The organism is Catenulispora pinisilvae, assembly GCF_015356865.1.
Lineage (GTDB): Bacteria > Actinomycetota > Actinomycetes > Streptomycetales > Catenulisporaceae > Catenulispora > Catenulispora pinisilvae.
In genome coordinates, this window is the sequence record NZ_JAAFZA010000329.1 from 1 (window position 1) to 9655 (window position 9655).

Annotated in this window: 11 protein-coding genes and 1 pseudogene; 7 read left to right on the forward strand and 5 right to left on the reverse strand. The window is 68.8% G+C overall.

The features are described 5' to 3' along the window. A partial coding sequence (locus IZR01_RS45225) for a Scr1 family TA system antitoxin-like transcriptional regulator (RefSeq protein WP_267254996.1) occupies positions 1 to 442 on the reverse strand: 442 nt, incomplete at its 3' end. A gap of 273 nt (positions 443 to 715) precedes the next feature. On the opposite strand from IZR01_RS45225, the gene IZR01_RS45230 reads away from it, so the two are divergent. Beyond that, a complete protein-coding gene (locus IZR01_RS45230; RefSeq protein ID WP_194927431.1) occupies positions 716 to 1312 on the forward strand; it encodes a TMEM165/GDT1 family protein in 597 nt (198 codons plus the stop codon). A gap of 25 nt (positions 1313 to 1337) precedes the next feature. On the opposite strand, the gene IZR01_RS45235 is transcribed toward IZR01_RS45230, so the two are convergent. After that, positions 1338 to 1937 (reverse strand): TetR/AcrR family transcriptional regulator, encoded by a 600-nt coding sequence (locus IZR01_RS45235; RefSeq protein ID WP_194894073.1) that lies wholly within the window; start codon positions 1935 to 1937, stop codon positions 1338 to 1340. A 96-nt stretch (positions 1938 to 2033) separates the two neighbouring features. Here IZR01_RS45235 and IZR01_RS45240 point away from each other — a divergent pair, with 96 nt between their 5' ends. Continuing rightward, positions 2034 to 3668 (forward strand): MFS transporter, encoded by a 1635-nt coding sequence (locus IZR01_RS45240; RefSeq protein ID WP_194927432.1) that lies wholly within the window; start codon positions 2034 to 2036, stop codon positions 3666 to 3668. An 81-nt stretch (positions 3669 to 3749) separates the two neighbouring features. Here IZR01_RS45240 and IZR01_RS45245 read toward each other — a convergent pair whose 3' ends face one another. Continuing rightward, positions 3750 to 4613 (reverse strand): SDR family oxidoreductase, encoded by an 864-nt coding sequence (locus IZR01_RS45245; RefSeq protein WP_194927433.1) that lies wholly within the window; start codon positions 4611 to 4613, stop codon positions 3750 to 3752. Positions 4614 to 4754: 141 nt separating this feature from the next. Here IZR01_RS45245 and IZR01_RS45250 point away from each other — a divergent pair, with 141 nt between their 5' ends. Continuing rightward, complete coding sequence (locus IZR01_RS45250; protein ID WP_194894076.1) at positions 4755 to 5162, forward strand: winged helix-turn-helix transcriptional regulator; 408 nt, start codon at positions 4755 to 4757, stop codon at positions 5160 to 5162. A gap of 28 nt (positions 5163 to 5190) precedes the next feature. Further along, positions 5191 to 5931 carry a tyrosine-protein phosphatase gene (locus tag IZR01_RS45255; RefSeq protein WP_194894077.1) on the forward strand — a complete coding sequence of 247 codons (741 nt, stop codon included), beginning with the start codon at positions 5191 to 5193 and terminating at the stop codon, positions 5929 to 5931. Here IZR01_RS45255 and IZR01_RS45260 read toward each other — a convergent pair. Continuing rightward, on the reverse strand, positions 5911 to 6384 hold the full coding sequence (locus IZR01_RS45260) for a GNAT family N-acetyltransferase (RefSeq protein WP_194894078.1): 474 nt from the start codon (positions 6382 to 6384) through the stop codon (positions 5911 to 5913). The two genes, IZR01_RS45255 and IZR01_RS45260, sit on opposite strands and share 21 nt — an antisense overlap. A gap of 118 nt (positions 6385 to 6502) precedes the next feature. Here IZR01_RS45260 and IZR01_RS45265 point away from each other — a divergent pair, with 118 nt between their 5' ends. The 3 genes from IZR01_RS45265 to IZR01_RS45275 all read left to right on the forward strand — a co-directional run bounded on the left by IZR01_RS45265 (position 6503) and on the right by IZR01_RS45275 (position 8624). After that, on the forward strand, positions 6503 to 7045 hold the full coding sequence (locus IZR01_RS45265) for a SigE family RNA polymerase sigma factor (RefSeq protein ID WP_194894079.1): 543 nt from the start codon (positions 6503 to 6505) through the stop codon (positions 7043 to 7045). Next, positions 7042 to 7875: a DsbA family protein gene (locus tag IZR01_RS45270; protein WP_194927434.1), complete on the forward strand. Its 834-nt coding sequence runs from the start codon at positions 7042 to 7044 to the stop codon at positions 7873 to 7875. The genes IZR01_RS45265 and IZR01_RS45270 overlap by 4 nt, the downstream gene beginning before the upstream one ends. Positions 7876 to 7970: 95 nt before the next feature. Then, positions 7971 to 8624, forward strand: coding sequence for a class I SAM-dependent methyltransferase (locus IZR01_RS45275; protein ID WP_194894081.1), 654 nt, complete (start codon positions 7971 to 7973; stop codon positions 8622 to 8624). 167 nt (positions 8625 to 8791) lie between these two features. On the opposite strand, the pseudogene IZR01_RS45280 reads toward IZR01_RS45275, so the two are convergent. Further along, positions 8792 to 9655, reverse strand: a pseudogene (locus IZR01_RS45280) (hypothetical protein); the annotation flags it as partial.

Here is a 9655-nt window from a genome sequence, read left to right on the forward strand (position 1 = left end):
CGCTCTCGGTCAGCAGGAACTCGAAGCTGCGGCCCTGTTCGAACAGCACGCCCTGGCGCTCCAGGTGCAGCGCCGAGGCCCGGCCGAGTTCGCGTTCGGACATCCACGGCGTCAGGCGCGCGGCATACCGGGCATAGTCGGCGGTCTGCAACAACGGCGGGATCATCGACGTGGAGAAGGATCGTAACGCCGTCGTGTTGCGCTCGCGCTCGGCGATCGCGTCCAGTAGGGCCAGACCGCGGCCGTGCCGGCGCCGGTCGGCGGCGTCGTCGACGGCCCGGGTGAGCAGATCGCGCAGATCGGTGCGGTGCTCGTCCCCGAGGCCCAGGACACCGAGCACCCGGTCCAGCACCTCCGCCGAGGGGAGCATCATCCCGCGTTCGATCTTCGACACCGAGGGCTGGGTGACACCGGCGCGGGCGGCGACCTCCAGTCCGGACAAGCCGAGATCCAGTCGGTGCCGACGCAGACGCCGACCGAGTTCTTCAGCTAATACGCTGCGTGCTGGGCTCATTCCCACAGTGTGTACGGCCCTGCCGACGAACTGTGAGGGTTTCCGGGACTTATGCCGTTAGTATCACCCGGTCGAGCTACCATCATCCGATGCGATCTTGGATATCCGGCCTCAGTACCGCCGGACGCAGTGCTCATCAATCGTCCTGAACAGCCTTCACATCGGCCCGATTCGCTGTAGTTTGACGGTGGTGAGCGCCGTATGAATCTGGCCGCCCTCGTCACCGCCTTCGGGGTGGTGTTCCTGGCTGAACTGCCGGACAAGACCGCAATCGCGTCCCTGATCCTGGGGACCAGGTACCGCCCGTCGTGGGTCTTCTCCGGGGTGGCGGCGGCCTTCGTGGTGCACGTCGCGCTGGCGGTGGCCGCCGGCTCGTTGCTCTCGCTCATCCCGCGGCGGCCGCTGGAGGCGATCGTGGCGGTGTTCTTCCTGGCCGGTGCGGTGCTGATGCTGCGCAGTCACGGCCGTGAGGCCGGAGAAGAAGAGGCGGAGGAAGCGCCGGACCTGGGCGACGGCGCCGGGTTCGGCAAGGTGGCCGGGACGGCGTTCGGGGTGATCATGGTCGCCGAGTTCGGGGACCTGACCCAGATCGTCACCGCGAACCTGGCCGCGAAGTATGCCGACCCGGTGGCCGTCGGGCTCGGCGCCGTGCTGGGCCTGTGGGCGGTCGCCGCGCTGGCCATCATCGGCGGGCGCAGCCTGCTCAAGGTGCTGCCGCTGCACCTGATCGTCCGGTTGGCCGCGCTGGCGATGATCGTGCTGGCCGGCGTCAGCTTGTGGCAGGCCATCGCCGGCTGACCAACGGAACTGTCGCGTGCACTCCTTATGAGGACGCCGCGACCATCTTCCCGTCCAACGCGTCCGCGAGCTGGCGCAACCCCCTGGCCAGGTCCGAGCCGGTGGGAGCCCGCCGCGAGTCGACGTGCCGCTGGACCAGCACCCCGGCCATCAGCGAGTACACGACCGCGCCGACCGACAGTTCCAGGTCCCGGTCGACTTGGTCCTCCGGGATCCCGAGGATCAGATGGACCATGCCCGTGCGGGCCGCCGGGATCGCGCCGACCAGCATCTCGCGCGCCCCGGGGATGTGGTCGATTTCCAGGAACATCTCGAAGCTGGCCATCCACAACGCCTGGTCGCGCTCGAAGGTCGCGGCGATCTCGTCGAAGACCGCGGTGAAACGGTCCAGGTTCGACATGTCGGGGCCGGCTTTGGCGAAAGCCTCCTCAAGCCGGTCGCCCCACTGCTCGATCGCCTCGAACATCGCCTGGTTCATCAGCGCGTCCTTGGACCCGAAGTGGTAGCCGATCGCGGCCAGGCTGACCCCCGAGGCCTGGGCGATGTCCCGGGCGGTGGTGCGCGAGTAGCCCTTCTCCAGCAGACACTTCTTGGCCCCGGCGAGGAGGTCGTCACGGTTGCTCATGCTCCGTAGGCTACCCCGTTCTCAGACGAATGTCTCGCACCAGCGTCTTGAACATAAGTCTTGCACGATCGTCCAAGACGGTTGTACGTTCGTCTCATGACGACGACCCAGAGCGCTGAAACCGCCCCGGCCCCGCGTGCCGGCCGCAAGGAATGGATCGGGCTGGCCGTGCTGGTCCTGCCCTGCCTGCTCACCTCGATGGACATGTCGGTCCTGCTCTTCGGGCTGCCGTTCATCAGCGCCGACCTCAAGCCCGGTGCCACCCAACAGTTGTGGATCATGGACGCCTACGGGTTCGCCCTGGCCGGCCTGCTGATCACCATGGGCGCCATCGGCGACCGGATCGGCCGGCGACGGCTGCTGCTGATCGGTGCGACGGCGTTCGGCGCGGCCTCGATCGTGGCCGCCTACTCCGGCAGCGCCGAGGTGCTGATCGGCGCCCGGGCCCTGCTCGGGGTGGCCGGGGCGACGCTGATGCCCTCGACGATGGCCTTGATCCGCAACATGTTCCACGACCCCAAGCAGCGGCAGACCGCGATCTCGCTGTGGACCGGCGGTCTGATCGGCGGCGTCACCCTCGGCCCGATCGTCGGCGGCGTGCTGCTGAACCACTTCTGGTGGGGTTCGGTGTTCCTGATCAACCTGCCGGCGATGGCGCTGCTGCTGGTCCTGGGCCCGATCCTGCTCCCGGAGTACAAGACCCGGGCCGCCGGCCGCCGGTTCGACGTCCTGGGCTCGGTGCTGTCGATGGCCACGATCTTCCCGGTGGTCTACGGGATCAAGCAGCTGGCCGTGGACGGCTTCAGCACCACCGCGGCCGCCGCGTTGGCCTTCGGCGTCGCGCTGGGCATCGCCTTCGTGATCCGTCAGCACACCGCGAAGAACCCGCTGGTGGACATGGAGCTGTTCGGCAAGCCGAGCTTCCGGGCGCCGATGCTGGTGAACCTGTGCGGCAACTTCGTCCTGATGGGCTTCAGCCTCTTCAACACGCAGTACCTGCAATCCGTGGTCGGGATGCGGCCGTTCACCGCCGCGCTGTGGTCGATGGCCGTGATGCCGTTCATCAGCATCGGGATGGCGGTCACCGGCGCGCTGACCACCAGGGTCCGCCCGGCACGGATCATCGGCACCGCCTTCGTGATCTCGGCCTGCGGCGCGCTGGTGCTGACGCTGGTCCACCCGGGCAACCCGGTGGTGGTGCTGATGATCGGCGCCGGGGCGGCGGCCGGCGGTGTGGTGGCGGCGCAGAGCATCGTGGGGAACATGGTGATGGCCGCCGCCCCGGCCGAGCGGGCCGGTTCGGCCTCGGCGCTCAACGAGACCGGCGCCGAACTCGGCAGCTCGCTGGGGATGGCGCTGCTGGGCAGCCTGGGCGCGGCGATCTACCACGACAAGATGTCGACGGCCGGCGTGGCCGGGGCCCCGGAGCCGGCGGTGCACGCGGCCCACGAGACCATCGGCGGTGCGGTCGCCGTCGCCGGGCAGTTCCCCGGTTCGGCCTCCCACGCCCTGCTGACCACAGCGCGCGATGCCTACACCTCGGGGCTGCACACCGCGGCCATCGCAGGTGCGGCGGTCCTGGCGCTCACCGCGCTGTTCGCCGTGCGGGTGCTGCGGAACGAGCCGGTCCTGCCGGCCGCTCCCAAGAAGGCTCCCAAGAGCAAGAAGGAGAAGAAGGGCGCGAAGGCGGCGCCGCCCGAGCCCGTCGGTGACTATGCCTCGGCCGTGTGACACGCGACAAAGCGCGCACCAAAGAAGGATCCGCCGGTCTCGGAGGGGGAGACCGGCGGATCCTTTTGTTCAGCACGGGATTCAGGCCTTGAGCGCTTCGGTCACGGCCTCGGCGACCGTGGTGGTCGGACGGCCGATCAGAGTGCTGAGGGTGTCGGTCACCTCGGCCAGCGCGCCCTCGGAGATCTTCGAGTCGGCGTCGGCCAGACCCGCTGCGAGGAAGGCCGGCAGGCCGAAGCCCTCCAGGGTCTTGCGGTACTCGGCCGGCTCCAGGTTCACGGCCGCGACCTCCTTGCCGGCCTGGCGCGAGACCTCGGCGGCGATCTCGGCGCGGCTGTAGGCCCGGTCACCGGTGAGCTCGTAGACCTTGCCCACGTGGCCTTCGGTGGTGGCCACCACACCGGCCGCGGCGGCGTAGTCGGCCCGGGAGGCGAACGCGGTCCGGCCCTCGCCCACGGAGCCGATGATCGCGCCGTGCTCTATCGAGGCCGGCAGGGTCGCGGTCAGGTTCTCCCAGTACCAGTTGTTCCGCAGGAACGTGTGGGGCAGGCCGGACTCCTTGACCGCGGCCTCGGTGTCCTTGTGGACCCAGGCGAAGCCGATCGGGTTGGTCTGGGCCTGCGGGATCGAGGTGTAGATCACGTGGCCGACCCCGGCCTCCTTCGCGCCCTTGATCGCGTTCAGGTGGTGGTTGAGGCGGTCCTCGTCCGGGCCGCTGGAGGAGATGAAGACCCACTTGTCGGCGCCGCGCAGCGCCTCGGCCAGGCTCGCGGCGTCGGCGTAGTCGCCGGGCACGACCTGAACGCCGCGGTCGGCGAGGTCCTGGACCTTCTCCGGGGTGCGCACGATGGCGCGGATCTGTCCGGCCGGGACGCCGCGGCCCAGCAGGTCCTCGACGACGAGCCGGCCGAGGTGGCCGCTGGCGGCGGTGATGGCGATGGTCATGACGGCTCCTTGGGGGCGTGGCCCGGGGGTTGGGCGCTTTCTATCGGTTAGTGCGGGGTCAACGATTGCACTAACTTTTGGAAAGTGCAACCCGGGGCACAGCACTACCGCGGGGAAAGCGGGTGGGGTACCGTGGACGGCATGAGTACGCGCGCCGAATCAGCCGATTCCGAAGAGCGCGCCCTGGACCTGGTCTTCGACGTCTTGCAGGCGCGCTGTCCGTCGCGCCCCGTCCTGGAGCACGTGACCGGCCGCTGGGGCACGCTGATCATGATGGCCCTGCTGGAGGGGCCGGTCCGGTTCAACGAGCTGCGCCGACGGGTCGACGGGGTGAGCGAGAAGATGCTGTCCCAGGGGCTGCAAGCCCTGGAGCGGGACGGTTCCGTGGTCCGCGAGGTGCAGTCGACGATGCCGCCGCGGGTCGAGTACCAGCTGACCCCGCTCGGCAGGGAGATCGCCGAACGTCTGAAGGGCCTGGTGCACTTCCTGGAGAGCCGGATGCCGGAGATCGAGGCGCTCCAGGCCCGCTATGACGAGGCGGCCGCCTAGCGCCTGCCGATGATCCACACTGGGCGTCATGACCAGACACGTGGAATTCCAGCGCCTGCACAACTTCCGTGATCTCGGCGGCTACCCGACCGCGGACGGCGGCACCACGAAGTGGGGCGTGCTGTACCGGTCGGACAGCCTCGGGAAGCTGCGCGAGGCGGCTGACGTCGAGCGCTTCCGGGCGCTGGACGTGCACACGGTCATCGACCTGCGTTATCCCTGGGAGATAGAGAAGGCCGGCCGGGTGCCGGACTTCCCCGGGCTGCGCTATGTGAACGCGAGCATCGAGCACCAGCCGTACGACCAGGGCGCGCTGGGAAGCGACTTCGATCCGTGGCGGTTCCTCGCGGATCGCTATATGGAGGTCTCACAGGACGGCGTCAAAGAGATCCGTGAGGTCTTGGACGTCATCGCCGATCCCGAGTCCGGCCCCACGGTTTTCCACTGCGCCTCGGGCAAGGACCGCACCGGCATCATCGCTCTGTACGTCCTCACCCTGATCGGCGTTTCCGAGGAGACGGTGCTGGACGACTTCGCGCTGACCGAGTTGGCGACGCAACGGTTGATCGCGGACTGGAAGGCGTTCTACCCCGATCGCGAACTGAAGTGGCCCGCCTATGCGCGCGCTCCTAAGGATCCGCTGGAGCTGTTCATCGCTGATCTGAAGGCCCGCTACGGCTCTGTAGAAGGTTACGCAGAACAGGAACTCGGTGTCGACGCTGCTCTGGTCGCCGCGCTGAAGGCGAACCTAGTCGACGTCGAGGGCTAGCTCGATCGACAGCGGCACGAAGCCATAGCGCTGATAGAAGCGGATCGCGGAGTCGTTCGCCGTATATGCGGAGACGTGGAGGCGTACGGCTCCGCGTTCGCGTCCCCAGACGGTGAAGTCCTCGACCAGACGGCCGCCGATCCCTTGTCCTCTATAGGGAACCGCTACATGCGTGCTGACTAGTTCGGCGCGCGCCGCGGTCCACATAGAGGACGCCGGGCTGAAGGTTCCTATTAAGTGCCCGACTACCGTGTCGTCCTCTACAGCGACCAGTACCAGTGCGTCTGGAGCGGCGATGAGTCCGGCACACCTGATGCGGATGTCGTCGCGCGGCCATTCCGGGTCACGCAGCCGGTCCCGGGTGACGCCGTCCTCGGCGAACAGGTCGGCACTGTCTTGGGTGAGGCCGTCCAGATCGTCCAGGGTCGCCGGGCGGATCTCGATGTCGGTCATGTCCGGGTGATACCCGTCGGCGCTATCCGGCGACCATCGGCGGTTCCGATAGTTGGGGCACGGTCATGCAACCTGTTCTGGCGGCCCCGCGGTTTGTGCGTGCGGAAGGGGGTACCGGATGCGGTCCGAGGACGAAGACGAGTTCCGCCATTTCACGGCTGCGCGGTGGCCGGGGCTGGTGCGGACGGCGTATCTGCTGACGGGGGATCTCGGCCACGCCGAAGACCTCGCCCAGACGACGTTGATCAAGGCCTACCGGTCGTGGCACCGGGTGCGCCGGGTCGAGGACGTCGACGCCTATGTGCGCAAGATCCTGGTCAACGCCAACCGGAGTCGGTTCCGGTCGAAGCGGCCGGTGGAGTACAGCGTCGCCACGGTGCCGGAGCCGCACGCGTGGCCGGATGCCAGTCGCGCGGTCGAGGAACGGCACGTGCTGTTCGCGGCGCTGGCCGGGCTGCCGCCGCGGCAGCGCGCGATCGTGGTGCTGCGGTATTGGGAGGACCTGGCCGAGGGCGAGGTCGCCGAACTACTCGGCTGTTCCGTCGGCAACGTCAAGAGCCAGGCCTCACGGGCGCTGGCGAAGTTGAGGAATGACGCGGGTCTGGCCGGGCTGTCCTCGTTTCGGGAGCCGGCGGCGTCGTTGAGAGGAGCACGGGCATGACACAGGATTCGTGGGAGGACGGCCTGCGCGAGATCATGACCGGCACCGCCGGCAAGGCACGGGTCGCGGCGGCACCGACCGACGTGATCCTGCGGCGGGGGCGGTCCTCGGTCCGTTGGCGGAACGGTCTGGCGGGCTCGGCGGTGCTCGGAGCTGTCGCCGCGGCGGTGATCGCGGGGACGGCCTTCGCTTCCGGAACGGCCGGCAGCCCTGCGCAGCCCGGTGCGGCGGCCAGCCCGGGGCGACTGCCGGCGGCCGCGGACGCCGTGGTGACCCTGGGATCGGCGTCGGCGAAGACGAAGGTGGTGATCTACGACGACTACCGCTGCCCGCCGTGCCGCCAGGTCGACAGCGGGACCAGCGCGCTGCTCAAGCAGGAGACCGCCTCCGGGAAGGTCGAGGTCGAGTACCGCCCGGTCGACCTGATCGACCGGGACGACATGACGAACGGAACCGGGTCCGTGGTCGCGGGAAACGCCGTGCAGTGTGCGGCCGATCAGGGCGACTTCCTCGCCTACCGGGCCGCGGTCTTCGCGCACCAACCGGCGTCGGACGCCCAAGACCCCTTCAACTCGCCGTCGGAGATGATCTCCATCGCCCGGGGGATCCCCGGTCTGGTGACCCCGTCGTTTGTGAAGTGTGTGGACGATCAGCCGTACGCAGCGGCGATCCGCGCGAACTACGACACCGCCATCAACACCCTGCATTGCCCCGGCGTGCCGTGCATCAACGCCGGCGGCCAGCAGTGGAACGGCCAGGGAATCGACGTCACGAAGCCCCTGGGAGCCAGTGTCGACACCTGGTTGTCGCAGATCATCGGGGCGGACTAGCGTCGCCCTGGAACGGCAGGCCGAGCGGCCACTGGCTTTGCTCGGCTGAGAAAACCCGTGGTTGTGGGACGTGCGCGGGGCTAGCTTGCTGCCACATGAGTTCCGATCCGCAGAACATCATCGAGTCCGGATACGACGCCATGGCCGAGCAGTACTTGGCCGTGTTCGGCGAAGGCGTCCCCGACGATCCCCGGATCCGCTTCGTGGGCGAGTTGGCCGGCCGCCTTCCTGACGGCGCGCGTGTTCTGGAGCTCGGCTGTGGTGCCGGGGTGCCGGCGACCGCCTTGCTGGCTCAACGTTTTGACGTTCTCGGCGTGGATATTTCGGCGGCCCAGCTGGCGCTCGCCGCGCAGCGGGTGCCGAATGCCGCGTTCCGTAAGGCGGACATGATCAGTCTGGAGTTGCCGGACGCCTCGTTCGACGCCGTCACTGCGTTCTACAGCTTCAACCACATCCCCCGCGAGCAGCAGCAGCCCCTGCTGGTCAAGATCGCCCGTTGGCTCCGCCCCGGCGGCCTCCTGCTGGCTTCCTTCGGCCAGGGCGGGTCGGCCGACGACGTAGAACCGTGGCTCGGCGTCCCCATGTTCTTCGCCAGCCACGATCCGGCCACGAACACCCGCCACCTCACCGAGGCCGGCTTCACACCGATCGTCGACGAGTTGGTGAGTAGGGAGACGGGGATGGGGCGCGAAGCCTGGCAGTGGGTGCTGGCTCGCGCTGTGGGTGAGGGTGAGGGCGTCGGACGTTAAGTGCTAACCCTGAACCTGAGGCGGGGTGTCGAAGACTCCTTCTATAGACGGCCCTTTCGAGCACCATGACCTGCGCTGTCGAACCCGCTGAACCGGCGGTGACACAGGCGCGCTCCGTGTCACCGCCGGTTCGATCGACCGCGGTAGGCCGTCAGCTTCCTGGGCCGTCAGCTTCCTGGGACGTTGGCCGCGTCGGCGACGAGGGCCTTCAACTTTGTGACTGCCTGGTCCCAGCCCGGTGCCGCCAGCAGTGTGTTCGCCTGGTCGCTGGTCAATGCGAACTGCGAGGGCGACGGTTCCACCATGTCGACTGCGATATCAGCGCCGTCTGGGCGCAGCCAGACGTAGGACAGGAAGTAGGGACCGGTCTGGTTTACGGGATCCTTCCGGCTTTCGTGTGTGACGAGCTCGCCGCCCTTGGCGAACGGGGCGATGGTGCACACGTCCTGCGGGCTCAGCTTCATCTTCTGACAGCTCAGTGCGTCGGTGCGGACCGCGACCGAGACCCCGACGCCCGGACCGTCCGCGGTGCCCATGTTCCACGTCCCGTTGACGAGGCCGAGGAGGTCCGCTGGAGCGCCGTTGACCGGCAGGTTCTTCCCGTTCGGGATCTTCGTGCCGCCCGCGCCGAAGCCCGTGTTGACGGGATGCGAGCCGGGCGGAAGGGCGCCCAGCGCGGTGTCGAGGACGAGGTTCGCGAGCGCCTTGCCCTCAGCCGCTGTCACGTGCGTCGGGGCGACGGCCGCCGGCGACGTCGAGTGGCTCGGGCTCGGGCTCGGAGTCGAGCTCGATGCTGTGACACCGGCTGTGCCCGGTCCGACTGACGAAGTCGTGGAAGCCCCGGCGTGCGACGGGATCTGGGTGACGACGGCGCCGGCGACGCCGACCGCCGCGACCGCCGCCAGCGTCCCGGCGGCGGCCGAGCGGCGCCGGTGGCGCCGGGCGTGGGCCAGCGCCCCCGCGTGCAGTACGGCGGAGGCCGGTGCCTCGAAGGAGAAGGCAGTCTCGCGGAAAGCCGCGGCGATGCCGTC